The sequence below is a fragment of the Streptomyces sp. NPDC053427 genome, assembly GCF_044544985.1.
In the GTDB taxonomy this organism is placed as follows: Bacteria; Actinomycetota; Actinomycetes; order Streptomycetales; family Streptomycetaceae; genus Streptomyces.
Genome location: NZ_JBITYA010000015.1, coordinates 117174 through 143159 on the forward strand (window position 1 = coordinate 117174; position 25986 = coordinate 143159).

Here is a 25986-nt window from a genome sequence, read left to right on the forward strand (position 1 = left end):
GAGGACGCGATCCGGGTACGGGTCGACGCACACACCGGACGGGTCGAAGACATCGCGCCAGGCGGTGAAGTCGTCGCACCCCCGGACAAGTTGCCGATCCGACCTCCGGATTCCGGCACCTCGGGAAGCCGGGCGCCGGTCACCGCCCCGGATCAGGTGTCTGCCACGTACCGAAACTGGGCAGCACACCACGGACCGAAGGCACGGCCACTGGACCGCGCACCACGGAGCCAACTTCCGCTGGACCGGCGCTCTCACCGGCACCTTCGTGCTCCATCCCGACCACACCCACTTCCCCCCGATCCTCGCCGCCGGCCGGGTCGGTGCCCCGTAGCCGGTTCGGGGCCGGTGCCTGCTTGTCGTTCCTGTTGCGCGTGTCGCTGCTGTCGCTCTTGTCGCTCCTGTTGCTTCTGTTGCTCCGGACCTTGTCAGGGATGTGGGTCCGGCCTGGCCGCGTCACGTTCACTCAGACATTGCCCCTGGAGGATCGATATGGGAGCCGGGACCTCGGCCGACCCTGCGACACCGACGCCGCGTCCCGCTGCGGGAGCCATCGCGCCGCCGGCCCCGGAGCCGGACCTCGTCGCTCTCCTGCGGGACGAGATTCGTCGGTTGCCTGCCCTGACCGATGAGGCACCGGGAATCGCGGACGCAGCGCTTCATGCGCTCCTGCCCGGCGGCAAACTCCTGCGTCCGCTGCTTCTTGTGCACAGCGCCGCGGCAGTCGGCGGTGATACGGCGCTGGTTCTCCCCGCTGCCGCGGGCCTTGAAAGCGCTCACGCCGGCAGCCTCGTTCACGACGATCTCATCGACCACGACGACGTCCGGCGCAGCCGCGCTGCCACCCATCGCCGCTTCGGCCCCGCCACCGCGATCGTGACCGGCAACGCCCTGTACTTCACGTGGTTCGAGGCGCTGGCCGCGTGCGGGCGGCGTGGCGTCCCCCACCAGCGGATCGTCGAGGCGATGCAGATCCAGGCCCGGGCCGGCAGACAGGTGTGCGACGGTGCGGCCCGGGAGGTCGCCATGACCGGGCGGTGGGAAACGCCGGTTGACGCCTACCTGGAGATGGCCCGCCTGAAGACCGCCGTCCTCACCGCGGCAGCCTGCCGGATCGGGGCGGTCCTCGCCGGAGCCTCCCCGGCCCTCGTGACGGCTCTCGCCTCGTACGGCGAGGCCCTGGGAGTGGCCTTCCAGATCCGGGACGACCTCCTGCCCTACGCCGACGACCCCGTGGCCGCCGGGAAACCGGCCGAAAGCGACCTGCGCAACCTGCGTCCGACGCTGCCGGTCCTCCAGGCCCGCGACCGTGCATCCGCCGCCCAGCGAGCGGCCTTGCGCGACGCCTTCGCCGCACTCCCGCGTGACGACGCGTACGCCAGGGTCCGCGAGCTGGTACAGGAAACCGGCGCCCTCACGGAAGCCGACCGGCTCGCCCGGTCCCACGCCACTCAGGCTCTCGCCCACCTCCACCGGCTCCCCGCCGGCGATCACCGTCAGCGGCTGGAGGATCTCGCTCACCGTGCGCTCGGTCCGCCGCTCGACGCGTGAACTCCGGCCCGTTCATCCTTGGCTTGAAAGGCGCCTGACCTGGGCTTTTGCCCGGCAGGCGCCTTTCGGTCGGCGTGATCGGTCAGTCGGACGCGGCCTGGTCGGAGATCTGGATGGCCCCGGAAGGGCAGAGGTGGCCGGCCTCGCGGGCGGCGGGTTCGTCCTCGCCTTCGGGGGCGGACCGGAGCACGAGGACGAGGCCGTCGTCGTCCTGGTCGAACACGCCAGGAGCGTTCAGCGCGCACATTCCCGCGCCGACGCAGACAGTTCGGTCGGCGGATACCCGCATGGCCGCTCCTTTCGTCGTGGTCACCACGTGACCGGGAGTTCGTTGACGCCCTGGATCGTCGTGCCGGGGCGTAGCGTCAGTTGGTCGACCGGGACGGCCAGGCGCAACGTCGGAATGCGGTCGAACAACGCGGTGAGGATCACCTCGAGTTCCAGGCGGGCCAGGTTCTGGCCGAGGCACTGGTGTACGCCGTAGCCGAAGGCGACGTGGTGGCGGGCCGAGCGGTGAATGTCGAAGGTGTCGGGGTCCTTGAACACCGAACCGTCGCGGTTGGCGATGGAGTTGGTGACGATCACGCCCTCGCCCGCGCGGATGAGCTGGCCGTCGATCTCGATGTCGGCCTTCGCGACGCGGCCACCCGCGACGTCGGCGATGGCGAGGTAGCGCAGCAGTTCCTCGACCGCGCCGGGAACCAGGCCGGGGTCGCTGCGCAGGGCGGCGTGCTGGTCGGGGTGCTCCAGCAGGGTGATCACGCTGAGCGAGGTCATCGAGGCCGTCGTCTCGTGGCCGGCGACGAGCAGCAGCATCGCGGTCGAGACCAGTTCCTCACGGTCGATCTCGCCGTTGGCCAACTGCTCGGCGACCAGGTTGCCGAGCAGGCCCGGACCGGGCTCGGCCTGCAGCTTGGTGATCAATCCGTCCATGTAGCCCGCGAGGTCGTCGCGCGCGGTGGCCGCATCCGCCGCGTCCACCGACTGCACCAACCGCCGGCTCGCGTCCTGGAAGAAGTCGTGGTCGGCATAGGGCACACCGAGCAGCTGGCAGATCACCATGGAGGGCACCGGCAGCGCGAACTGGCTGACCAGGTCGGCGGGCGGGCCGGCGGCAAGCATCTCGTCGAGGAAACCGTGCACGATCCGTTCGATGTCCGTGCGCATGCCCTTGATGCGCTTCACGGTGAACTCGCCGATCGCCATGCGCCGCTTGGGGCCGTGATCCGGCGGATCCAAGCTGATGAACCCCGGGCGGCGATCCCGGAAGTTCGTGATACGCGGCGAGGTGGCGGGGAAGTCGGCATGGGTGCGGTCGGAGGACAGCCGGGGGTCGGCCAGAAGCTTTCGCGCCGCCTCGTGTGTGGTCACCACCCAGGCCTGGCGACCGTCGTAGAGGGTCACCTTTTGCAGCGTGTCCGCTTCGTCCCGCAGCCTGGTGTACTCCTGCGGCAGCTGATAGGGACAGGTGCGGTCGTTCGGGAAAGCGGGGGCGTCCTGTGGGCGGGGTGTCGCAGCGGTCTCTGTCATCGTTCCCCTTAGAGTCTCTCGCGCTTAAAGAACGGCAAGTTCTCTAAATGAAAGGATAGGCTGGGCCCATAGAGAACGCAACGGACTCTCAGCCAATCCGAAGGGGTCACGCTCCCGAAGGAGTCACACTGTCACTCAACGTCGGCAAGGCGGCCGAATCGGCCGTTGACCACCGCAAAGGTCCCCGCCGCCGCGGCGAGGAACTCGAGAACGCCATCCTGACGGCGACGCTGGAGGAACTCGCCGAGGGGGGCTACGCCACGCTGACCATGGAACGGGTCGCCACCCGGGCCCGCACCAGCAAGGCGGCCCTCTATCGCCGCTGGCCCAGCCGCGCCGAACTGGTCATGGAAGCCTGCAAGTTGCGCGGCGTCACCGACGTCGATCTGCCCGACACCGGTGCGCTCCGCACGGATGTCATCGCCCTGCTGCGGCAGATCTCCGCGAAAATGGCCAGCCCGCTCGGCGGCATTCTGCGAGGTCTGCTCACCGAGATGACGCGCGATCCGGAATTCGCCGCACTGATCCGGGAACGGGTCCACACCGTCGGCCCCCCGACGCTCCGCGTCATCCTGGAGCGGGCCATCGAGCGCGGCGAGGTCGAGCCCTGGATCCCGGACTCCCGGCGGGCCACGGTCGCGACCGACCTGCTGCGCAACCATTTCCTGCTGTTCGGTGCGCCCGTGGACGACGCGATCATCACGGACATCATCGATGACGTGTACCTGCCGCTGATCCTGAGCCCGGCCCCGAAACGGGCGGGCCAGGACGATCCGGCCGGCGGCGCCGGGTAGGCCGGCGCCGCCCTCAGGGCAGCAGGTCGGCGCGTATCCGCAGCGGACGCCGAGGTGCGTGAACCGGGGAATCAGCGTCCCTGTCGTTCTTGGACGAACCCGCACGCACCCCGGCGGCGCGGTTCAGCTTGTGCCGGCGCGTCGAAGTCGCGCCGAAAGGTGATGCTGAAGTGGCTGACCGACCGCCGCGAGGTCGTGGACGAAGTCGAGTGTGTCCTCATCGGTCAGGGTGTAGCGGCGGCGGGTGGCGTTGACCTCCTTGGCGGTGGGGGCGAGGGCCACCTCGTGGGTGGTGAGGTCGGCCGTGCCGTCGCCGACCCGGCCGACCGAGATCTCCGCGATGCCGGTGGGCTGGGTGATCAATGCCTCCACGCGCCCGTCGGCCCCCATCCGCCACCAGCCGCTCTCCCGGGCCGACGGGCGCAGCGGGGTGCCCTCGGCGTCGAGCAACCAGGCGCGCGCCTCGTAGTGGAGGAAGGGACGCCCGTCGTGGCTGAAAGTGACCTCCTGCGCGTACGTGAACTCCTCGGTGAGCGTCGGGTACTCGCCACGTCCCCGGCCGACCCAAGTGCCCAGGAACCCGATCACCGGCGCGAGCAGTGCATGCGGCGCGGGTGCCTCCTCCGGTCGAAAGGCGTCGGGAAACGGGGGCTGCTGGGCGGGGTTGACCATGATGTGTGCTCCTGGGTCGAGGCCGGTGCCGGGTGGCAGCCTAGGTCGTTCAGGTCGTTTCGGTCGTGGCGCCTGGTGGAGCATCGCGGGCGGGCGGAGGCAGGAGGCGTCCGGGTCCTCACCGCAGGCCCCCGTCTACCGGATCCGCACGTCCCAGAGCCGGATCACCCGGTCCTGGCCGCCGCTGGCCAGGGTATGTCCGTCGGGGCCGAACGCCACGCAGATCACCGGCCCCACGTGTCCGAGCAGGGTGCGTCGCCGCTCTCCGGTGGCCGTGTCCCACAGGCTGATCGCACCGTCGTCACCGCCGCCGGCCAAGGTACGGCCGTCCGGGGCGAAGGCCAGGGCCATGGCTCCCTGCGGCTGTCCGTCCAGTACGCGCAGGTCCTCACCGGTGCGAGGGTCCTTGAGGTGCACGGTGGTGGTGCCATGGGCCGTGGCCAGGAATTCTCCGTCCGGGCTGAAAACGAGGCTCGCGCAGGGATTCGGGCCGGAGAGTTTCCAGCGGAGCTGTCCCGTGGGGACGTGCCAGAGTCGCGTCGTTTTGGTGGCTCCCCCGCCGACGACATTGCGGCCGTCCGGGCTGAACGCCAGCGATGTCACCCACCCGCCGGACCAGTTCATGACATGGCCCGGGGCGCCGGTCCGCGCGTCCCAGAGGCGGATCGCCCCGTCGCTCCCACCGGTGGCGAGGGTGCCGTCGTCGGGGCTGAAGGCGAGACACGCCACGGATGCGGCCCATCTCGGGTACTTCAGGGCAAGCAACTGCTCGCCGCTGTGCGCGTCCCAGAGGGCGGTGTACTTGCCGCAGCCCGTGGCGAGGATGCGGCCGTCCCGGGTGAAGGCGACGCCCGCCCGGAGTCCGCTGCCCACGGGCAGGGGGCTGCGCGGTTCGCCGCTGTCCAGGTCCCACAGGCGCACGAACTTGTCCCAGCCCCCGGTGGCGAGGGTGCGGCCGTCGGGGCTGAACTGGAGGGAGTGCATCGTGCTGCGGTGGCCCGGCAGGGTGAGGTACGGCTCTCCGTACGGAGCCTGCGTTCGAGGATGCCGCGGCGCTGCGGGCGTGGCCGGATGGGCCGGAACGAGAGGTGCGGTGGGCTGTCGGTCGGCCGGGTCCCGGTCGGCCGACCGAGCCAGTTCGCCCGCAACGGCCAGGGCGTCCGGGCGTTCGGCGGGGTCCTTGGCCAGCAGTCCCTGCACCAGGTCCGCGAGATGCTCCGGCACGTCGGGCCGCAGTTCGCGCAGCGGCGTCGGAAGCTCTTCCACATGCTGGTGCATCAGGGCGAATACGGATGCCTCGGTGGTGAAAGGCGGGCGTCCCGCGAGCAGTTCGTACAGTACGCAGCCAAGCGAGTACAGATCGGTGCGGGCATCGATGTCCGCCGCGCGCCATTGCTCGGGCGACATGTACAGCGGTGTGCCCACCATCCGTCCGGCCGTCGTCAGCACCGCAGAGGCGTCGGTGGTACGGGCGATGCCGAAGTCACAGATCTTCACCTGGTCGCCGGGCTGCACGAACAGGTTCCCCGGCTTCAGGTCGCGGTGGATGACCCCGGAACCATGCGCGGCCGCCAGGGCGACGGCGGTCTGCCGGGCCAGGTTCACCGCCCGCCCGACCGGCAGCGGTCCGCGGTGCTCGGCCATCACCCGCGCAAGATCGTGGCCGCGCAGCAACTCCATGACGATGAACAAGCACCCGTCCTGCTCCCCCGCGTCGTGCACCACGGTGATTCCGGGATGCTGCAGCCCGGCAAGGGTGGACGCCTCCCGCTGGAAACGCCGCACAGCGCCCGGGCCCATCATGGGCGGCAACACCTTGACGGCCACCTCACGCCGCAGCAGGGAGGAGTCGCGACCCAGCCAGACCTCCCCCATGCCACCGCGGCCGAGCAGTTCCTTCAGCTCATAACGCCCGGCCAGCATCACACCGGAAAGCTCCATCCGTACCCCCGTCCGTACCGGTCGCGCGGGGCGCCGCGGCCTTCGCCTGAGGACCTGAACAACCTACGCCACAAGGACTCCACGCGAAGGAGCATGAGGCTTCACGCGGATCGAGGGAGGCACCGGCGATCCGGACCGGACTCGGACCGACTCGACCACAGGCCAGGCGGCCGTCCTCGTCGTGACGTCCGTTGCGACGGCCGGAAGTGTGGTGGCCGGTGGCGTCACGTGGCGGAGTCGATGCCCGTCCATTCGCGCAGTGCCACGGCGTGCTCGCGGATGAGGGACATGCGGGCTTCCCATTCGGAGCCGGCCTTGTGGTGCGGGTGGGTCGTGATCTGTCCGGCGTGCTTTCGGTAGAGGAGTCCGACCTCTCCGATGAACCAGCCGTCGTTGAGGGCGTCCAGGCCGAGCAGCAGGCCGGTGTCACCGGAGGCCGGGAGCGCCATCCATCCCCCGAGCAGGGCCAGCAGCTTCCGGCGGACACACAGCGTCGCCGGATGGATCTGCGGGCGGTGGTGCTCCGTCCAGAAGCCGTACGCCTGCCCGCGGGGAAGGAGTCCGGCGTCGGGGTCGCTGAGTTCGAATGACGCGGTGCTGCCGTCCTCCAGGAGGTCGATGGCCTTCGACGTCGTCCAACCCACCGTGGGGTTCTCCTCCAGAGCGGCGATGTCGCGTGCGAGCGCGCCGGGGGCGAGCTGGTCATCCGAGTCGAGGTTCTTCACATATGCACCGACGGAGCGGGCGAACGCGAGGGTTCGTGCGACGTGCGGGCCGCCCCGCCGCGACGTGCCGACTCGGATCCGGGGATCGTCGGTCGGCAGGTGTGCCGCGGCATCGACACCCGGTCCGTCTTCTTGAACGCACCACTCCCAGACCCACCCTTCGGGAAGCTTCTGGCTGTCCAGCGACCGGTAGGCGTCGGGCAGAAATGTGACGCCCTCGGCGTGGACAGGGGTGACGACGGAGAGGGTGCGCGGGGAGTTCATCGGGCGGTCCATTGGGTGAGAGGGATGGTGTAGAGCAGTTCGTATCGGTCGCCGGGGAGGACGACCTCGGAGAACTCGACGACTCGGCCGTCGAGATCGTGGCTTGTCTTGTGCAGGACGAGCACGGCGACGCCAGGATCCAGATCCAGCTTCTGCGTCTCGTGGCCGGTCGGCGGTCGCGCTGTGATGGCATCGCTGATCTCCCCGACCTCGATACCGATCGTCGAGAGCTGATGCAAGGTGCCGCCCGGCCACGGTTCGTGAGCGGAATCGAGGAGATCGGGGTTGCGTGCGGCGACGTCGTAGACGAGCCAGGAATCGATGAGGCTGATCGCCACCTCCGCGTCCCGCGAAGAGGTCCGGTAACGCCGGTGCAACATCTGCGTGCCGACGTCAACGGAGAAGCGGCGTGCGACGTCTTTCGGTGCGCCCTCGCGCGCGTACCGGGCGGTGAACTTGAGCTGGTTCTTGAGCAGTCCGGTCTCGCGCTCGGTCACTCCGGTCCGTGAGCGCTCCGCCCTGGGGAGGAGAACACGGTCCTTCTCCCACTGATAGTGATCCTGGGGCTTGCGCACGATCTTTGTACGACGTCCGCGTACAACGGTTCCTTTGTCCGGGTCGGTTCTGACCAACCCCTCGGCCTCAAGGGCCCGGTACGCCATCTGGACAGTTGTCGCTCCCGCGTCGGCGGCGGTGCGGGCGCGGACGGGCGGCAGCGGAGATCCGGGGGCGAGGTCGCCGCTGCGGATCCGCTCGGCGAATTCGTCGGCAAGCTGCCGCCACTTCGGTGCGGCCATGACGTTCCTCTCGTACTCACTCGCGGGTGGGTCGGCAGGTGCCGGATCACCGGAAAATCCCCATCCCGGCGACGCAGTGCACGGAGCCGGTCCGGCACCGGGACCTCCAGGCCGACGTGCTCCTCGAAATCCCGATAACGAGGATCTGCGGTGCGCCGAGCCGAATGCCTCCGGATACGGCAGACGTGGCTCGGAGATCATCCATCCGGGTGCCGGCGCATCGGCGGTCAGCGGAAGGACGACATCATCTTGTGCCGGTTCCCGTGCAGCGGCGGAACGCGAACCCAGGTCTTGCCACCAGCCGGCCCTGACAGGACGCCGATCCGCTTCAACGGCACGACCGCCTTACTGGCCGTGTTCTTGTTGACTCCGCATTTCTCGGCGAGTGCCGCAGTGGTGGGAATCCGATCGCCTGGATGCAGCTCGCCGGAGTTGATGGCGTCCAGCAGCTCGGCTGCAAGCCGCTGGGCGTCGTACCCGCCGGCGCCGGGGCGGCCCTTCGGGGGCTTGATCATGCCGTCACCTTCACAGATCCGGCGAGCCACCCGCAATTCCTTCCTGGGATGCAATGGGCTTCCTGGGAAAGCCCGTCGACTCCTGTCCCGCCTCGAACGAGGCGCCATAAGGCTCCGGCTGCCTGCGGAGAGTCGGATGATTCGCCTGATCCGGGGGCTGCCATGGGGAAACAATGGCCGCCATGAACGACACGATCGCGGTTGCACTGATCACCTCGCTGTCGACCCTGAGCGCTGCAGGACTGGCAGGAGCCGCGACGGCATGGGCGACCGGTAGGCAACTGCGGCACCAGGGAGTGCTGGCACGCGAGGAGCGGGCCGAGCGGCGAGCGGCCGATGTTCGGGAGATGCGGCGCGAGGCGTACGAACGGTTCCTGTCGCAGGCCGATGAGGCGTACCGAGTGCTGGACGAGGGGTGGTTCGCCCGACCGTTCCCAAATGCCGGGCGAGGGGAAGCGGGGTTCGCTGCCCGCAGGGCGCTGGATGAGGCGTTCGTCCGGGTGCGGCTGGTCGGCCCCGAGGAGATCGCAGAGCGGGGAGCCGACGTGGTGCGCAGCATAGGTGAGGAGTTCCGGCGCCTCTCGCGCATCGTCACCGCCCCCTCAGGTACGACGCGCAGCGCTGCCGAAATCGATCCGTCGGCACGCTCGGAAGCACTCCGTGCTCGGTTCGCCAGCACCGGGGAGTTCGTGACCATGGCGCGTCGGGCGCTCGCAAGCGAGTTGTCCACCATGCCCGAGGCGAGCCGTGACGCGGCCGCCTCCGACAGGGCGGACAGGGCGGACAGGGTGGACAGGGCGGTCTGATTGCTCCGGGGTTCAGCCGCCGGCTCGGGCGCGTGCGCGGGAAGGGTCCCGCCGTCCCGGGTCGGCGCACCTGGGCGGTTTCGTTCGGATCGGGGGGCGGAACAGAGGATGACTTCTGCGCTGTGGAGGCCGGTCGGGTAGAGGGGCGCGGGCCGCACGGAGCAGCGGGAATCGCAACGGGTGGTGGTGCTGTGCCACTGCGCTTTCTCAGCTGATGGTGACGACGCGTGCCCAGGGCGGCGGGGTGTCCGGGACGTAGTCGGGGTTCTCCTCGTCCACGGCCTGGGCGGGACGGGGGAAGAGGCCGACGACGGTGCGGCAGGGCGGCTGGGCGGAGGGCCACGGCGTCTGACCGTCCGTCAGGGCGACGATCACGTCCGGGCGGGGCCGGGAGCGCAGCGCCCGGGCGAAACCGGAGCGCAGATCCGTCCCTCCACCGCCGATCAGCTCGATGTTGTCGGCGCGGCAGAGCGGGACGGCGACCCCGGCCGCCGCGTCGCAGGAGATCACCGAGACCAGGTCGCGCCGCCCGCCCACCGCCCGCGAGATCGCCGCCACCTCCAGCAGCGCGCTGCCCAGCTCGGCGTCGCTCACCGACCCGGAGGTGTCGATCACGACGCAGACCCGGGGCGGCGTACGGCGCAGGCTCGGCAGCAGCACCCCGGGAACGCCGGCCGAGCGCCGGGAGGGGCGCCGGTAGCTGTGGTCCTCGCCCGCCCCCGGCGCACCCGCCGCCGAGCGGATCGCCGCCCCCAGCAACTGCCGCCACGGCTGCGGTGGATGGAACGCCTCGTCCGCCCATCGGCGCCAGCCCTCCGGCGCGTCGCCCGGTCGGCCCTTGATCCCCTCCGAGACCCGGAAGCGGACCGCGTCCCGCTGCTGCCTGCTCAGCCCGTGCGCCCCGTCGGGCCCCAGCTCCCACGGCCGGTCCTGCCCGTCCGCTCCACTGCCGCAGTCCAGCCAGGCCAGGTCCGCGGCGAGCCCGGACATCGACGCCGTCCGCAGATACTCCTCCATCAGCAGCCCGTCGGGCAGCCGCAGCAGCGACGGCAGCACCGCCCCGGTGGGCAGCGGCAGACCGTCACCATAGATGTCGTCGTTGATCTCGAAGTCGGCGGCGATGTTGCGCCGCAGCCTCCCCCAGCCGTCGGCCGAAGGGAGCCCCCTCGCGCTTCGCTCGCCCGGTCCGTGCTCCTCGTGCTCCCGGGCATACCGCTCGCCCCGCCCATGGTGGTCGCGGAGCAGATGGGAGACCTCGTGCACCCAGACGCCCGCCAGCTCCTCCACCGGCGTACGCGCCACGAAGCCGGCGGAGACATAGCAGCGCCAGTACGCGTCCACCGCCATCGTCGGGACCGTCCGGTCCTCCACCACGTGCAGCGCGAAGAGCGCGTCGGCCAGGTAGGGACGCACCTGCACCGCGTGCAGCCGGGCGGCCAGCAACTTCTCCCTGTCCAACGGGAGTCCGGGCCCGCCGGCCGGCTCGCCGGAGCCGGCCGGCGGCTGCGGCAGGGTGGCCCGCACCGGGCGCGGCGGCGCGGGCCGGGACATCGGGCGCGGCAGCGGGCGCGGCGCCGGGCGCTTCGCGGCCCCCGTCATCGGCCCACCCCCGTCGCGCGCCCGGCATCGGCCGCCGCCGCGGCCCGCCCCACCGACCGTTCCGCCCGCCGGGCGAGACCGACGACACCGGCCAGCCGCTCCACCGCCTCCGGCACCTCCCAGTCGTCGCGCCGCAGCCCGGCCAGCGCCGCCGCCGGGGCGACCAGCAGGTCCGGGGCGCCGGTCTCCAACGCCCGGACCAGCACCGCCCAGCCCGCCTCCCACCGCTCCCGCACCGGCCGCGCCCCGACGGCGGCCACCACCGCCTCCAGCGCCGCCTGCCGCAGATCACCCCGTACCGGCAGCTCGGCGGAGGCCGGGTCGGCCAGCAGCGACTCCGGGTCGGGCAGGTCCATCCGGTCCAGATGGGCGAGGAGTTCGAGCCCCGGCCCGTCCCCCACCGCGCCCCGCACCAGCAGCGCCAGCACCTCCCGGGAGACGGAGGCCGCCGTGCCGAAGGCCAGCAGGGTCAGCGCGGCGTCCCAGCTACGGGGCGAGGGCCAGGCGCCGCCGCGCCGCGTCTCGGTGCTCGGCAGCCGGTGGATCAGCGTCGGCCGGACTTCCAGGAAGCCGCAGACCGCGCGCCGGGCGAACGCCACCGCCTCCGGCAGCCGCTCCGGCACCAGCCGGGGCAGCTCCGCCCGGGGCCAGACCCCGCCCAGCCCGCGCACCACCACCTCCCGGTCGTGGACCCAGTTCAGATGCACGAACCGGTTGGCCAGCGGCGGGCTCAGCTCCCATCCGTCCGCCGCCGACGCGCGCGGATTGGCGGCGGCCACGATCCGTACCCCCGGCGGCAGTTGCAGCGCGCCGACCCTCCGCTCCAGGACGACCCGGAGCAGTGCGGCCTGGACGGCCGGGGTGGCGGTGGAGAGCTCGTCCAGGAAGAGCAGCCCCCGCCCGGCCCTCACGAGTTCGACGGCCCACTGCGGCGGCGCCATCGGCACCCCGTGGACCGCCGGGTCGTCGCCCACGATGGGCAGCCCGGAGAAGTCGGACGGCTCGTGGACGCTGGCGATCACGGTCGTCAGCGGCAGGTCGAGGGAGGTGGCGAGCTGCGTCAGGGCCGCGGTCTTGCCGATGCCCGGCTCGCCCCAGAGCAGCACGGGCAGGTCGGCCGCGACGGCCAGGGTGAGCGCTTCGAGCTGCTCGTCGGGGCGCGGCTCGGTGGTGGTCGTCCGCAGGAGGGTCAGGAGGGTGTCGGCGAGCGCGAGGTCACCGGTTCCGGAGGTGCCGGCGGGGGTGGGCACGGGCATGTCGGCGGCCGGGGCGGGAGTGGCTACCGGCGTGTCGGCGGCCGGGGCGAGGGTGGACAGGAGCGTGCTGGAAGTCATGGGCATCACCTGGGGTGGGGTAGGGGAACGGGACGGGCCCGTCCGGATGTCGTGGGACGTGCGGTGTGGGACGTGCGGTGTGGAGCGTGCGGCGCGGAATGCGCAGTGCGGGAAAGGGACTTCGGTGCGGCAGCCGGTCAGCAGACCAGGCCTGTCCGGGGCCGGGACCGGCTGCTCAGCTTGCGGCGCAATACGGGAGGCGTACGGCGGTCGATCCGGGGACGGTGGCCCGCCTCCGCGTGCCCCACGCCCGGGGCGTCCCCGCCGGCACCGGGGTGCCCGGCGGCCAGCCCCGAGCGGAACAGCCCGTGGTCGATACGCCGGGCCGCGGCCGACTCCAGTTCGTCCCGGAGCGGCCCGTCGCGCAGGACCGCACCGGGACCGAGCAGCCCCTCGACCACGGCCAGCGCCCCGACGACGTCACCGTGGCCGAGCCGCTCCCGGACCGCGGGCAGCGCCTCCGGGCTGCGGTGCACCGCGTCGATCGCCCGCAGGCAGGGCAGCGCCGGCCCGCCGAGCGCCACCAGCAGCTCCTCCCGGCGCAGTTGGGCCGGGTCGTGGTCAACCGCCGTCAGCACCCCGTCCCGCAGCGCGATCCGGTGGACCTCGCCCCGGCACTCGACCCGGTGCGGATCGCCGGGCTCGGGCGCGGGCCCGGCCACCGGATCCGAGCCGGAAACCGCCAGCGCGGCGGCGACGAGCGGATGCAGCCGCCCGGTCGCGACCAGCCCGGCCCGCAGCAGCTCCAGATCCGGCAGGACCCGGGCCGCCGCCTCCGGTAGCACCGGAAGCGCCGCGACCTCCTGCGGCGGAAGCGCCTCCCGCAGCGGCCGGAACGTCGGTGCATGACTGTCGTCGGGGGCGACCAGCTCGAGCACGGTACGACTCCGCGCACCGCGCCGCACCGTGAAGGCCCCGCGAGAGCGCCCCTCGGCCCGCAACAGCACTTCCGCCTCGGAGGCCCAACGCGCCCTCGCCCATGGGGAGTTGGGATCGGCGGGCCGATCGGGCGGCGTCCCGGACGGCACACCGCACCGCCGCGCCAGTTCGCCGCTCCGCCCGGAGTCCCAGAGATGCCGGTGCAGGTCGAGCCGGAAACGCCGGTCGGGGTGCGGGTGCGGGTGTGAGCGTGGGTGCGCAGGGCGCCCGGGGGCGCCGTTCCCGGGGCCCTCCCACAGGGCCAGGGACATCCGCTGTCCGGCGTCCGCCCAGGCCGGCGGCGTCCGCACTACGAGCTGCAGCGGGGCGGCGCCGGAACTCCGGTAACGGGCCAGCGAGAGGGTGAGGCCGGGCCGGAGCCGCCCGTCGGGGGCGATCCGAGGCATGTGCCATCGGAGCAGATCCGGCGCCAGCCGACGCAGATCCGCACGAAGGTGGGTGACGAGATCGGTGCCGTGGCGGTCGCGCACGGCGCGCAGATCGAGATCGACGTCGATCCGGGCGGCGGCGCAGGCCCCCGCCCAGTCACCGACCGCACGCCGTGCGGTCGCGGTCTCGATCATGGACGGTGGCACGGCGTACTCGCGCACGCGCTGCCACATCAACAGGTGGGCGGGAATCCCGTTCGCGAAGTGAGGTGCCATCAGCACTCACCCTGAGCGAACGTTTCCCCCAATCCGTACGAGGAGAAGTTCATCATCTCCGGCATCGTAACCACCCCGAGGGCGATCTGTCAGTCCCCTTTGGATCACCTCGGCCTTCCTGCGACGCACGCCGGGACGCCGCGACGCCGCGACGCCGCGACCGCGCAACGGTCCGATCCGCGGCAGTGCATCGCGGTCGGTGCGTTGCGGTCGGTGCGTTGCGGTCGGTGCGTTGCGGTCGGTGCGGGAGCAGCGGGCGGCGGGTCAGGCCTGGGCCAGGTAGTCGGCGAGGGTACGGCGCGTGCGTTGGAGGTCGTCGATACGCCTGTCCGTGGCGGCCAACTCACGGTCCAGGAGGGCCCGCAGGTCCGCGCACCAGTCGAACTCCGGCCGCTCTCCCCGGGCGCAGGGGAGCACCGAACGGATCACCTCGGTGGACAGGCCCGCATTCAGCAGGGCGCGGATCTTCCGCACGGTGACCACCGAGTCCTCGTCGTATTCGCGGTATCCGTTCCCTCCGCGCCCGGCGTCGAGCAGTCCCTGCTCCCCGTAGTAGCGCAGCAACCGCGGGCTGACTCCGGTACGCCGGGACAACTCCCCGATCAGCATCTGACCGTCCCCTCCGATGTTGACCTTGCCATTGATGTGAAGGCTTAACGTCGCACCATGAGCGGGCATTCCGCGCACGTCGGCGGCGGTGCCGACGTCCGGCGGCTGCGCGCCATCGCCGCCCGTCCCCGACGAAGCGGCAGCCGAACCGATCACCGCCGTTTCCGTGGCCGGATCCGCTTCCCGGTCCACTCGATTCCGTACTGATGGAGTGACGCATGACCTCTTCTGCCGTCCGACCCAACGGCCGGGCAGACTCCGACCGCTCGTTCCTCTTCGTCCTCGGCAGCTCCCGCCCCGACGGCAACACCGAGATCCTCGCGCGGGCCGCCGCCGAGCAGTTGCCCGCGGGCGTTCCGCAGCGTTGGGTGGACCTGGCCTCGCTGCCGTTGCCCGACTTCCAGGACGGGCGGCACGAGAACGACACCTGGCCGGGCGGGGAGAACGAGGCGACGCTGCGGCAGGCCACGCGGGAAGCCACCGACATCGTCATCGCGTCGCCCTTGTACTGGTACACGCTCTCCGCGCAGGTCAAGCGCTACCTCGACTACTGGTCGGGCTGGCTGACGGCCCCCGACTCGGACTTCAAGGAGCGGATGGCGGGCCGCACCCTGTGGGGGGTGACCGTCATGGCGGACCGCGACGAGGCCGTTGCCGACGGGCTGGTGACCACCCTGACCCACACCGCGGCGTACCTGCGGATGCGGTTCGGCGGGGTGCTGTTCGGCAACGGTTCCCGGCCTGGTCAGGTGCACGACGACAAGCGGGCGGCGATCCGCGCCAAGACCTTCTTCGAGAGCCCGACCCCGCTCGCCCGGTTCCCCTACGAGGCCCGTACCGGGAGCACGTCCTAGATGTGTTGACCTGGAGTGGAGTACCCGCCGGCTGCCCCTGCCACCCGGGCTTCCCGGCGGCCATCTCCCGTGGATCGCCTCCCTTTGATCGCCTCCCGTAGATCGCCTTCCGTATACCGCCGCCCATGGATCCCTCTCGTGGCTCTCTTTCGTGGATCCCTTTCGCGCCGCGTCCTTTTGTGCCTATACAGCCTTGGAGCATCACAGCCCCCACAGGACGGCACTCTGGAGGACAGCGCCTTGGACGGCACACCCCACGACACACCCCACGACACATCCCACGACACATCGCCCAGCACACCCCACGGCACGCTGATCGGCACGTCGGTCAGCGAAAACCCCAACTCGTCGAATTTTCCCCGACAGTTCGCGCGCACCCGCCGCTTCTCGCTCGGTGTACCGCGACAGTTCACCGTCTCCCCCGACGGTCGGCGGGTGCTCTTTGTGCGTACGGGGTCGGGCACCGATCCTGTCGGCCGACTGTGGCAGTACGAGGACGGCGGGGAGCGGGTGTTGGCCGACCCGGTGCTCCTGGTGGGAGCCGGGCCGGAGGCGGTGCCCGAGGAGGAGCGGCTGCGGCGGGAGCGGGCGCGGGAGCGGTCCGTGGGCGTGGTGGCGTATGCCACCGATGACGCCGCCCTCTTGGTGGCGTTCGCGCTGTCCGGGGCGCTGTGGGCGGTGCGTACGGACGGCGGCGCGCCGTTTCCCGTCTCCGCGGCCGGCCCGGTGGTCGACCCCCGTCCCTCCCCCGACGGCCGGCACATCGCCTATGTGAGCCGTGGGTCGTTGCACGTCGTCGGCCTGGACGGCACCGACCGGCAGCTGGCCCGCAGCGAGCGGGCGGAGATCGGCTACGGGCTCGCCGAATACACCGCCGCCGAGTCGATGGGCCGGTCGCGCGGGTACTGGTGGGCGCCGGACAGCCGGCACCTCCTGGTGGCCCGGGTCGACACCTCCCCCATGGAACGGCGTTACCTCAGCGACCCGGCCGACCCGGCGAAGCCACCGCAGGTCATCCGTTATCCGGCGGCGGGCACCGCGAATGCGGACGTCACCTTGCAGCTGGTGTCCCTGGACGGGGATCGGGTGGACGTGACGTGGGACCGGAAGGCGTACGAGTATCTCGTCGACGCGGGCTGGGACGCGCACGGCCCGGTCATCGCCGTACAGAGCCGTGACCAGCGCATCCTGCGCACTCTCGCGGTCGATCCGGCGACCGGCGCCACCGAAGTGCTCCACGAGCGGACCGATCCCGCGTGGGTGCAGCTGGTGGCCGGCACGCCGGCGCGTACCGCCGCGGGGGCCCTGGTGCTGCCGGAGGACACGGATGCCACCCGCCATCTGGCCATCGGCGGCCACCGGGTCACGCCCGACGGGCTGCAACTTCGCGAGGTCCTCGGCGTCGAGGGCGAGCGGGTGCTGTTCACGGCGAGCGAGGACCCCACCGAGACCCATGTGTGGTCCTACGAACCGGGCCACGGCATCCGCCGGCTGAGCCGGGATCCCGGCAGGTACGGGGGCGTGGGGCGGGCCGGCACGGTCGTCCTGGCGGGGGTCGGGCCGCGGGGCGCCGAGGTGACGGTCGTACGAGACGGCGGCGGCCGGGGAGACGGCCGCGGTCAGGCGGGCAGCGAGGCCGGCGGGTACGCGCCCGTCGCGGCCATCGCCTCGCTCGCCGAGGAACCGCTGGTCTCTCCGCGGCCGCTCCCGCTCACACTCGGCGAACGGCAGTTGCGCGGCGCCCTCTACCTCCCGTCGTGGCACGAGGAGGGCAGCGGGAAGCTGCCGGTGCTGCTCGATCCGTACGGGGGCCCGGGCATGCAGAATGTGGGGCGCGACCGCGGCTGGCCCTCGTGCGTATCGCAGTGGTTCGCGGAGCAGGGGTTCGCGGTCCTGGTGATTGACGGCCGCGGGACGCCGGGACGGGGCCCCGCCTGGGAGAAGGCCGTTCACGGCGACCAGCTCACGCCCGCCCTCGAGGACCAGGTGGACGGGCTGCTGGCCGCCGGGGAGCGGTTCGGTGACCTGGATCCGACGCGGGTGGCGATCCGCGGCTGGTCGTTCGGCGGGTTTCTGGCGGCGGCCGCGGTGCTGCACCGGCCCGATGTCTTCCATGCGGCGGTGGCCGGTGCACCACCCACCGACCAGCGGCTGTACGACACCCACTGGAAGGAACGCTTCCTGGGCCACCCGGACACCCACCCGGAGAACTACGCGCGCTCCTCCCTGGTCGGCCACGGCCACCGGCTCCGCCGCCCGCTGCTGCTCGTCCACGGACTCGCCGACGACAACGTTGCGGCCGCGCACACCCTGCGCTTCTCGGCGGAACTCCTCGCGGCGGGCAAGCCGCACACGGTGCTGCCGCTGCCCGGGGCCACCCATTCTCCGACCGACGAGGCGGTCAACGAGAACCTGCTCCGCTTCCAGCGCGATTTCCTGCTCGATGCACTGCGGACGACGGGGGGATGAGCCGGGGGCGGGGATCGAGCCGGAAGCCGGGACGGTGAATCGAGCCGGGACGGTGGATTGAGCGAGGACGGTGAAGCGAGCCGGGACGGTGAATTGCGCCGGGACGGTGGGATCGAGCGGGGATTGAACGGGGGCGGCGGCCCGCCCGTATGGCCTGAAGAACGCGGAAGCCCCTAGCGAACCCACCACGAACCGGAGGCACACATGGCTCGAGAGGAATCGGCGGAGCGGGCGGCATCGGAGCGGACGGGCGGGACCACCCGGCGGGCCGTCGTCGCGGCGGCCGGCGCGGCCGGGCTGACCGTGGCCCTGGCGGCGTGCGGCGGTGGCGGCTCGTCCGACGCGGCCGAGGCCACCCTCGGGAAGACCTCCGACATCCCCAAGGGCGGCGGCAAGATCTTCAAGGTGCAGAAGGTGGTGGTGACGCAGCCGCAGGACGGCGAGTTCAAGGCGTTCTCCGCGGTCTGCCCCCATGCGGGCTGCCTGGTCGGCGAGATCTCCGGCGGCACCGTCAACTGCATGTGCCATGGCAGCAAGTTCGACATCACCGACGGCAGCGTGGCGGACGGCCCCGCCACCAAGCCGCTGGAGCCCGCCAAGGTGAACGTCAAGGACGGCTCGGTCACCCTCGGCTGACGGCGCGGCCACCCAGCCGCCCGCTGGGAAGAGAGCCCCGGCCCGGCGGTCACGGACGCCGCTCAGGCCGCTGGGGAGAATCCGGGGAGAATCGAGCGGGCGACGATTCAGGCTGCCGTCCACGTTCGCAGGCAACAGCGGGCAGCGGGCTGCAGCCGGCCTTCATGGTGCTGATGGGCACCCTGCTGCCGCTCATCCTCGGCGGCATCGTGCTCTACGCCGCCTGGCGCCACCCGTCGCTGGCCCCCCACCCCCACCACCGCCGTCCTCGGCATCCCCCTCACCATCGGCGGCATCACCATCGCGGCCATCCGCAGACGCTGACACCCCAGCACACGCTGGACCAGCGCCCACCAGACCGACGCCAACAGACCGGTGGCCCGGCGAGTTCTCTCCGGACCACCGGTCTGTTACCTCACCGGTCTACGGTGCGGGCGTGTACGTCACCGTCGTCCGTGGGCAGCCGGCCGCGATCTGCTTCAGCTTGCCCTTCTCGGCGCGGTCCGCGGCCTGCGCAAGACGTCACGAAATCGCGTTACCGAAACGCCGTGGGCGAACGGCTCCGTCACCTCAGTGGCCACGTGCGTCGTGCGCTACGGGTTCTTCGCCCGCCGGGACCGGGCCGGAATGGTGGACTGCACCCGATAGTCAGGGCGCGCGGAGTCTGCAAAGGCGCGCATCAGTGCAGTGTGTAGCCTCCGTCCGGGTACAGGGTCGAGCCGGTCGTGAAGCCGTTGGTGAACAGGAAAATGACGGCCTGCGCTATCTCGTCCTCCGTGCCGAGCCGGTGCAACAGCGTGTCCCTGCGGTACTGCGCGAATGCCGCCTCCCGGTCCTCGCTGGAACGGCCCGCCCACAGATTCCCGTCGATCGTGCCGGGCGAGACAACGTTGACCCTGACGGGCGCCAGCTCGAGCGCCAGTCCGCGGCCCAACCCCTCGATCGCCGCGTTACAAGCGGCGTAAGCGGGGGCAGCAGCCGGCGGGCGGGCACCGGCCGCACCGGACATCAGGACCACCGAACCATCAGCGGTCAGCTTGGGCGCGGCATGCCTGACCGCGTGGTACTGGCCCCAGAACTTGGAGAGGAACGGGCTCTCGGCGTCCTCGTCGCTCAGCTCCAGCATCGGGCCCACCCGGTAGGAGGCAGCCGAGGTGAACAGGTGGTCCACCCTCTCCAGCGGCGCGAAGAACGAGGCCAAGGATGCCCGATCGGTGACATCCACCGTCTTCCAAGAGGCCGCCGGGCCCAGCTGCTCGGCAGCGGCCGCCAGCCGCTGCGGCGTCCGTCCGCCCAACACCACCCGGGCACCCGCCGCCACAGCTTGATGCGCCACCCTCAGCCCGATGCCCGAACCGCCGCCGATCAACACCACGCTGCGTCCCTGCAGGGCGGCCGTTCCGGGCACGGCGTCGAGACCCGGGCCCGGAACGGAAGCGGAGGTGGGAGCAGAGGGGTAGTTCATGGGTACTCCTTGCAGTACGGCGAGCGGACAAGACTCGCCATGATCAACCCACTGGCGCCACCCGGCATTCCACACAGGACCGCTCCGGCGACGATCCAAGCAACGCGACCTCAGGCCGCCGCGCTGCTTCACGGCTGTAGCAGGAGCACGGCTGGTGATCACCAAAAGTCACAGCAGCAACGCCCGGTCAGTACATCGAGGGGGACGACCCATTGGGCCTGTCAGGCCTGTCAGGCCTGTCGGGGGTGTCTGGTGAGACGGCGGTACCCGTGTTCATCGGGGATTTCGGAGCGGCCTTCGAGGGAACGGCGCGGGTCGACAGCTCGCACCTGGGGACGGCGAATCCGTCGGTGTGCACTCGGCGGGCCCTGACCGGCCTCTACGATGGTCGGATGCGCCAGCCCGCCGCAGAGCCGTACTGGAACACCAACGTTGCCCGGCACCCGGGCATCCTCTGGTCTGTTCCCGAGGATTGCGGCGATGCCCTGGACGTCGGCTGCGGGGACGGGCTGCTGGCACGGAAGCTTGCCGGGCGGGCGAAACACGTCACCGGGATCGACAAGTCGCCGGACATGATCGCCTGCGCACGCGAGTCCGCTGCCGGCCACCCGCAGCTCACCTTCGTCGAGGGAGACTTCCTCACCGCGGAACTTCCTGGTGCGGAGTACGACTTCGTCTGCTCGGTGACCACGATCCATCACATGGACTTCGAGGCGGCCCTCGTCCGCATGCGTGAGCTGCTGCGGCCTGGCGGCACGCTGGTGGTGGTCGGTCTGGCCCGCGAGGCGAGCATGACGGAGTGGGCGGCGTTGATCGCGGCAGCCCCCCTCGTGCGGATCACGAAGGTGCTGCGTCGCGCGCGTGGCCCACAGGGCATGCCGGTCGCCGACCCACAGATGAGCTATGGGCAGGTACGGGCTGCTGCCCGGCGGCTGCTGCCCGGCGTGCGCTACCGCCGGCATGTACTGCGCCGGTACTCGCTGACCTGGGAGAAACCCGGCCGCTGATCCCGGCATCGATGGAGGTTTTCCCAGCTGTCCGTGTTCCTCGCCCCGTGGTTCGGCAGGCCGATGGGCATCACCAGCAACCGGGCGCCCAGCGACTGGTATCCCCTCGTCCCCAACCCCGTCGTCGCCGAGTCCCTCCTCGACCGGCTCATCACGTCGAGCAGCACGACACGACCCTTACAAGCCCTGTCCCAGCGTCGCGCTGTCCACCCAGCGAGTCAGGACGCTTACGGCGGCCAGTTGCTCCAGCGCCTCGTGCAGCGATCGCCGAGTTGGCGTCAGAGGCCACTCCGTTTCGCCCCCTCACACCTCGTGGTCAACGGCCTTTCGCCCCGCCGGCATCCCCTCTACGCGCGGGTCTATCGAGGGGGCGACAGGACCTGGATCACGGCGCGCAGCGGCTCCGGCGACGTCGAGAACTCACCGAGGAAGGGATACGACAGTTCCGTGACGAGGAACAGGTTGGCGGCCACGAGGACGCTCACCGCCCCGACCATCCCGTAGTGGATCAGGGCACGCTCGGAGCCGAAAACGACGGAGAACCCGAGGATCAGTCCACTGGTCAAAAGGACCGCCATCCACAAGGACGGGGGCGGACCGACGTCGGTGCGCGCCTCGAGCAGCCGTTCCGTGCGTGCGCTGCCCAATTCCCTCAACGACGACAGCGAGCTGGCGAGAAAGGCGCGCTGGGTGTCATTGCGGGGCCTGATGCTCCCGTAGGTGCTGTGCAGGCGGTCCAGTGCCCGCTCGGCCTCGGGCGCGGTACGGCCGGCCGCGGCGCCGTACCACTCGGCCTCCGCCGCGCGTGCGTACGCCAACAGACCCTGCCGAATCCGTGCGCCCTCTTCCTTGCCGAACACATCGAGGCCCCTGGCCGTCTGCACCGCCATGGCACCCTCGGTCCGCGTCGTCTGATCCGCCGCGTTCACCTGACCCCAGAGCGCGAGGACGATGAAGCCGATGAGGAACCCGTAGACGACCGCGACAACGGGGAACAGGAACGTTGCGACCTCGTTCTGCTCACCCCGCATCAGGCTGGGGAAACGGTGCCGTACCCACGCCTGGACGACTGCTGTCCCGCCGGCGACACCGACGACGAGCCCCGCCAACAGCAACCAGGAAGGCACGTGGATCACAATCCAACGAGTCACGGTCACTAACCCAAGGTAGCAGCGCCAGCACCGAAAGTAGTGGGCCGGGCCAGTCGCCAGGTCGGCGTCTCGCCTCCGGGCCAGCCCGAACGCTGAGATCTCCTCCACCCGCTCCATGGCCCGCACCATCGTTGCGACTGTGTCCGGAACGTATGGGGGAAGCAGAAGTACCTTCTGACCTGGGCGATGAGACGTGCCCAAGGTCTCTCCAGTCCGAAAGAACTGGAAGGCACTTTCTGGGTGCGGGTTGCGGGTTGCGGGTGGCGGGCTCGGCATCGCCGTTCTCATGCCAGGGGCACCGCTGCGGGCCCCTCGTGGCCGCGCCGCCGCGCTGCGGTGCTCAGGACGGTCGGTTTACTTGGCGCTGGCCAGGTGAGTCCCGAAGAAGTCTGTGAGCTTGGAGACTGAGGGGCCGACGTACTGCTCTTCGTCGTAGAGGTCGACGTGGCTGGCTCCGTCGATCCAATGCAGTTCCTTGGGGCTGCAGGCGTTCTGGAATGCCTCCACGGTCATCCAGGAGGTCACCGCTTGGCTTCCGACGATCATCAGCAGCGGGCGGGGCGCGATCAGGTCGACGAAGCGGAAGGCATCGAAGCTGACCAGGCGGTCGACGCTGGACCAGGTGAAGAACTTGGCCGAGCGCGGGTGCTGGGCACGGTCGGTGCGGTAGTACTCGAAGCCCTCCAAGCCGTGCCGGCCGCCCAGGGCGCGGGCCTGCTCGGCGGTGTCGGGGAAGAGCTGGAAGCTCTGCACGCCCTCGTCGCGGGCTTCGGCGGTGCGCGCGGCTGCAGCCGTGTCGAGCATGCCCTGGATGACGGTGGGGTCCTGCGCGCCGTCGGCGCCCAGGCGGAACTGGCGGGCGATGTCGACGGCGCTGACGGTGCCGACGGCCTTGATGCGGTGGTCGCCGGCGGCGGCGGAAAGCACATACCCACCGGAGGCACAGATGCCCAGCGCCCCGATGCGGTCGGGGTCGACATCCTCGCGGGTGGTGAGGAACGAGACCGCGGCCTTGACGTCCTCCACCCGGTGGGCCGGGTCCTCCAGGCCGCGCGGGATGCCCTCGCTCTCGCCCTGGTAGGCGGCGTCGAACGCGACGGCGACAAAACCCTGCTCGGCCAGGCGGCACGCGTACAGGCCGGCGACCTGTTCCTTCACACCGCTGCCGGGATGACCCACCACGACGGCGGGGTGGGGTCCGCCGATATCGCTGTCGGGGGTGTAGAGGTGGCCGGCGAGCTTCAGGCCGGCGCTGGGAAAGGTGACATCCGTCTTCATGGCAGTGCTCTCCGGTCGCACAGGGGGCGGGCCGGCCCCAGTGGCGGGATGGGATCCGGTGACCGCGTCGAGTGCTCCGGTCACCTCCCTCACCGTCGCGCCGCCCGGGACGCGGTGCCAGGGAGGGTCCTGCCTGTGCAGGCCAGTACCAGGCACGCGGCTGCCGCCTGGCGGACACTGGGAACCATGGATTACCCCGGCAGCCCTCCAGGCGGCAATGACCTGGGCGAGTTCCTGCGCGCCCGCCGCGCCGCCCTGGACCCGCACCGCGTCGGCCTGCCCGACGACGGCCGGTTGCGCCGGGTACCGGGCCTGCGCCGGGAGGAACTGGCCCAGCTCGCCCACGTGAGCATCGACTACGTCGTACGGCTGGAACAGGGCCGGACCCGCCGGGTCTCCCGCCCGGTCCTTGATGCCCTCGCCGACGCTCTGCAACTGGCCCCGGACGAACGCGCGTACCTGTTCACCGTGGCCGATGTCACGCAGGCCACCCCCGCCCGGCAGCCCGCCGAGCAGAAAGTCGACCCGCAACTGCGGCAACTGCTCGACGGCATGCACGGCATCCCCGCCATGGTCCTCAATCGCCGCATGGATGTGCTGGCCTGGAACCGAGGCGCGGCAGCCCTGCTGACCGACTTCGCCGCACTGCCCGTCCACGAGCGCAACCTGATCCGGCTGACCTTCCTCGACGATGCCTACCGGTCCCTGTACGCGGACTGGCCACGCGCCGCCCGCGAGTGCGTAGCGGTCCTGCGGATGGAGGCCGGACGCAACCCCAACGACCAGGCGCTCACCGATTTGGTCGGCGAACTCGCCGTCCGGGACCCCGACTTCCGCACCTGGTGGGCAAGCCACCAGGTCCGCGGGCCCAGGCAGCTCACCAAGACCTACCGCCACCCGGTCATCGGCACCGTGACCCTCGACGTCCAGCAGTTCTGCGTCGACACACAGCCCGACCAGCAACTTGTCGCCTACACGGCCCCACCGGACTCCCGCTCACAGGAATCACTGCGATTCCTCCTCCAGTGGTCCGCCCAGCCGGACGAGCACACCGCGAACCGAAACCGCCACAACCTTTAAGCCAGGGGCCGACGCGATGGCTCCCAGGTGCCGGCAGCGCGCCGCACTACACCCCGCCGGCCACGGAGGTGACGTGCCTGCTGCGGACCGATGCCACCTCGGCCTCGTCCACATCGACCCGATACTCGGGCCGCCTGCCTCCACGGCGCACCGGGTCCTGCCCCAGCTCGGGCGATGCGGAGTGCGGAGGCTGGGGTACGAGGCCGCTTCACCAGCGAAGGAGGCACCGACCGGCCCCCACTGGCGAACGGTCCCGATTTCCGGCAACTCGTAAATGTTTCAACTAGACTTGACTGGCTGCCAGCTGCCAGCCGCCATTGCATCGTCAGAGATCAAGGAAACGTCACCTTCACCGCCGTGCCTCTGGGGACGGTCGCTCCTTTGGCCGGGTCCTGGCGGGAGATGGTGGCCGGTTCTGCGGATGGTCCCGAATCGGGTGCCGGCTCCAGCTTGAGCGTCGTCGTTCCCAGTTTCGCGGCCGCCTCGTCTCTGCTGCACCCGAGCAGATCGGGAACCACTTCCTGGCCCCCGAACGCGGCACTGAGCATGTCCTTGCGGGCATCCTCGGCGACCTTGCCCGAGAAGTAGAAGGCCACCGTCGAGCCGACGGCCGCGGCGAGCGCTCCGATCAGCGTGCTGCGGAGGTTGGTGTCACGTACGGCGAAAGCCACCGCGCAGAACACCACGAGGCCGGTGACGAGTGCCACGGCGACCCAGCTGCGGACGATGCTGTCCGACGACGCCGAGCGGCTCGGCACAAGGCGCCGGGCGACCACCAGGACGACCCCGATGGCCACGACGGCGGCCACCAGGATCCACAGGAGAACCTGGACATGCCCCCATGAGAGGGTCGCCGGGTCATTCGTCTGCAGCCGGAGAACTCGCATGGTTCCGTCCTCCCACCAGCCATCCGGAAGACCGAGGAACGGTGGCATCCCGCCGACTGCAAGCCTGCCTCGCTCATCGTCCACAAGGCGAGGCGCGTCAATTCCGAGTCTCGTCGCCGATCCGTCGGTCCGCAAACGTTCCGCGGAGTTACATGGCCTGGTCGCACCTGCCGCGTGGTGATCAGCCACTGATCCGGTGCTCCGGAGACTCGCTGGTGACCGCTGGGACCGTGTGCGTCGATGTGCACGCCTTCACCGAGAAGCCGGACGGCGTCGGCCGCCAGGTGGGTGAGGTCTTCGCCGCACCGACGGGCGCCCCCCGTGGTCGCCGTACGCAACGGAACCATCGTCTGGTCGAACGGCCAGGGCGGACCGTACGGCCAGTGGGTCGGGCCGCCGACAACGGCCATGTCCATACCTCTGCCATCTGTCGCAGCGG

Annotated in this window: 24 protein-coding genes; 9 read left to right on the forward strand and 15 right to left on the reverse strand. The window is 71.0% G+C overall.

The window, feature by feature from the left end; genetic code table 11:
* The first annotated feature begins 612 nt into the window (after positions 1-612).
* A complete protein-coding gene (locus tag ACIGWZ_RS34650; protein ID WP_400071138.1) occupies positions 613-1551 on the forward strand; it encodes a polyprenyl synthetase family protein in 939 nt (312 codons plus the stop codon).
* Between the two features lie 82 nt (positions 1552-1633).
* Here the strand turns inward: ACIGWZ_RS34650 and ACIGWZ_RS34655 are convergent, their stop codons facing one another.
* Positions 1634-1840, reverse strand: coding sequence for a ferredoxin (locus ACIGWZ_RS34655; protein ID WP_400071140.1), 207 nt, complete (start codon positions 1838-1840; stop codon positions 1634-1636).
* Between the two features lie 20 nt (positions 1841-1860).
* A complete protein-coding gene (locus tag ACIGWZ_RS34660) occupies positions 1861-3081 on the reverse strand; it encodes a cytochrome P450 (RefSeq protein ID WP_400071142.1) in 1221 nt (406 codons plus the stop codon).
* A gap of 128 nt (positions 3082-3209) precedes the next feature.
* Here ACIGWZ_RS34660 and ACIGWZ_RS34665 point away from each other — a divergent pair, with 128 nt between their 5' ends.
* Positions 3210-3875 (forward strand): TetR/AcrR family transcriptional regulator, encoded by a 666-nt coding sequence (locus tag ACIGWZ_RS34665; protein WP_400071379.1) that lies wholly within the window; start codon positions 3210-3212, stop codon positions 3873-3875.
* Positions 3876-3998: 123 nt separating this feature from the next.
* On the opposite strand, the gene ACIGWZ_RS34670 is transcribed toward ACIGWZ_RS34665, so the two are convergent.
* The 5 genes from ACIGWZ_RS34670 to ACIGWZ_RS34690 all read right to left on the reverse strand — a co-directional run bounded on the left by ACIGWZ_RS34670 (position 3999) and on the right by ACIGWZ_RS34690 (position 8789).
* Positions 3999-4547, reverse strand: a complete 549-nt coding sequence (locus ACIGWZ_RS34670; RefSeq protein WP_400071144.1) for an FABP family protein — start codon at positions 4545-4547, stop codon at positions 3999-4001.
* A 135-nt stretch (positions 4548-4682) separates the two neighbouring features.
* On the reverse strand, positions 4683-6488 hold the full coding sequence (locus ACIGWZ_RS34675; RefSeq protein ID WP_400071146.1) for a WD40 repeat domain-containing serine/threonine protein kinase: 1806 nt from the start codon (positions 6486-6488) through the stop codon (positions 4683-4685).
* Between the two features lie 224 nt (positions 6489-6712).
* Complete coding sequence (locus ACIGWZ_RS34680; protein ID WP_400071148.1) at positions 6713-7477, reverse strand: glycosyltransferase family 2 protein; 765 nt, start codon at positions 7475-7477, stop codon at positions 6713-6715.
* Positions 7474-8274, reverse strand: a complete 801-nt coding sequence (locus tag ACIGWZ_RS34685; RefSeq protein ID WP_400071150.1) for a GntR family transcriptional regulator — start codon at positions 8272-8274, stop codon at positions 7474-7476. Before ACIGWZ_RS34685 ends, ACIGWZ_RS34680 begins: the two co-directional genes overlap by 4 nt.
* A 227-nt stretch (positions 8275-8501) precedes the next feature.
* Positions 8502-8789 (reverse strand): GntR family transcriptional regulator, encoded by a 288-nt coding sequence (locus ACIGWZ_RS34690; RefSeq protein WP_400071152.1) that lies wholly within the window; start codon positions 8787-8789, stop codon positions 8502-8504.
* Between the two features lie 182 nt (positions 8790-8971).
* Between ACIGWZ_RS34690 and ACIGWZ_RS34695 the strand changes: the two genes are divergently transcribed.
* The gene (locus tag ACIGWZ_RS34695) at positions 8972-9595 is read left to right on the forward strand and encodes a hypothetical protein (RefSeq protein ID WP_400071154.1); all 624 of its coding nucleotides are present in this window, start codon (positions 8972-8974) and stop codon (positions 9593-9595) included.
* Between the two features lie 207 nt (positions 9596-9802).
* On the opposite strand, the gene ACIGWZ_RS34700 is transcribed toward ACIGWZ_RS34695, so the two are convergent.
* From ACIGWZ_RS34700 to ACIGWZ_RS34715, 4 genes are all read right to left on the reverse strand, one after another.
* Positions 9803-11194: a VWA-like domain-containing protein gene (locus ACIGWZ_RS34700; RefSeq protein WP_400071155.1), complete on the reverse strand. Its 1392-nt coding sequence runs from the start codon at positions 11192-11194 to the stop codon at positions 9803-9805.
* Positions 11191-12450 (reverse strand): AAA family ATPase, encoded by a 1260-nt coding sequence (locus tag ACIGWZ_RS34705; RefSeq protein WP_400071381.1) that lies wholly within the window; start codon positions 12448-12450, stop codon positions 11191-11193. Before ACIGWZ_RS34705 ends, ACIGWZ_RS34700 begins: the two co-directional genes overlap by 4 nt.
* Before the next feature lie 215 nt (positions 12451-12665).
* On the reverse strand, positions 12666-14111 hold the full coding sequence (locus ACIGWZ_RS34710; RefSeq protein ID WP_400071157.1) for a hypothetical protein: 1446 nt from the start codon (positions 14109-14111) through the stop codon (positions 12666-12668).
* A 264-nt stretch (positions 14112-14375) separates the two neighbouring features.
* Positions 14376-14720, reverse strand: coding sequence for a MerR family transcriptional regulator (locus ACIGWZ_RS34715; RefSeq protein WP_400071159.1), 345 nt, complete (start codon positions 14718-14720; stop codon positions 14376-14378).
* A 57-nt stretch (positions 14721-14777) separates the two neighbouring features.
* Between ACIGWZ_RS34715 and ACIGWZ_RS34720 the strand changes: the two genes are divergently transcribed.
* The 4 genes from ACIGWZ_RS34720 to ACIGWZ_RS34735 all read left to right on the forward strand — a co-directional run bounded on the left by ACIGWZ_RS34720 (position 14778) and on the right by ACIGWZ_RS34735 (position 18679).
* A complete protein-coding gene (locus tag ACIGWZ_RS34720; protein WP_400071161.1) occupies positions 14778-14927 on the forward strand; it encodes a hypothetical protein in 150 nt (49 codons plus the stop codon).
* An 11-nt stretch (positions 14928-14938) separates the two neighbouring features.
* Positions 14939-15574: a flavodoxin family protein gene (locus ACIGWZ_RS34725; RefSeq protein ID WP_400071162.1), complete on the forward strand. Its 636-nt coding sequence runs from the start codon at positions 14939-14941 to the stop codon at positions 15572-15574.
* Between the two features lie 315 nt (positions 15575-15889).
* Positions 15890-18043, forward strand: coding sequence for a prolyl oligopeptidase family serine peptidase (locus tag ACIGWZ_RS34730; protein ID WP_400071383.1), 2154 nt, complete (start codon positions 15890-15892; stop codon positions 18041-18043).
* A 204-nt stretch (positions 18044-18247) separates the two neighbouring features.
* Complete coding sequence (locus ACIGWZ_RS34735; protein ID WP_400071164.1) at positions 18248-18679, forward strand: Rieske (2Fe-2S) protein; 432 nt, start codon at positions 18248-18250, stop codon at positions 18677-18679.
* Between the two features lie 679 nt (positions 18680-19358).
* On the opposite strand, the gene ACIGWZ_RS34740 is transcribed toward ACIGWZ_RS34735, so the two are convergent.
* Positions 19359-20144, reverse strand: coding sequence for an SDR family oxidoreductase (locus ACIGWZ_RS34740; protein WP_400071166.1), 786 nt, complete (start codon positions 20142-20144; stop codon positions 19359-19361).
* A 392-nt stretch (positions 20145-20536) separates the two neighbouring features.
* On the opposite strand from ACIGWZ_RS34740, the gene ACIGWZ_RS34745 reads away from it, so the two are divergent.
* The gene (locus ACIGWZ_RS34745; RefSeq protein WP_400071168.1) at positions 20537-21151 is read left to right on the forward strand and encodes a class I SAM-dependent methyltransferase; all 615 of its coding nucleotides are present in this window, start codon (positions 20537-20539) and stop codon (positions 21149-21151) included.
* Between the two features lie 359 nt (positions 21152-21510).
* Here ACIGWZ_RS34745 and ACIGWZ_RS34750 read toward each other — a convergent pair whose 3' ends face one another.
* A complete protein-coding gene (locus ACIGWZ_RS34750) occupies positions 21511-22431 on the reverse strand; it encodes a hypothetical protein (RefSeq protein ID WP_400071171.1) in 921 nt (306 codons plus the stop codon).
* Between the two features lie 225 nt (positions 22432-22656).
* Complete coding sequence (locus ACIGWZ_RS34755; RefSeq protein WP_400071173.1) at positions 22657-23580, reverse strand: alpha/beta hydrolase; 924 nt, start codon at positions 23578-23580, stop codon at positions 22657-22659.
* Between the two features lie 186 nt (positions 23581-23766).
* Here ACIGWZ_RS34755 and ACIGWZ_RS34760 point away from each other — a divergent pair, with 186 nt between their 5' ends.
* Positions 23767-24660: a helix-turn-helix transcriptional regulator gene (locus ACIGWZ_RS34760; RefSeq protein ID WP_400071175.1), complete on the forward strand. Its 894-nt coding sequence runs from the start codon at positions 23767-23769 to the stop codon at positions 24658-24660.
* Positions 24661-24992: 332 nt separating this feature from the next.
* On the opposite strand, the gene ACIGWZ_RS34765 is transcribed toward ACIGWZ_RS34760, so the two are convergent.
* Positions 24993-25547, reverse strand: a complete 555-nt coding sequence (locus ACIGWZ_RS34765) for a PASTA domain-containing protein (RefSeq protein ID WP_400071177.1) — start codon at positions 25545-25547, stop codon at positions 24993-24995.
* Positions 25548-25986: the final 439 nt, after the last annotated feature.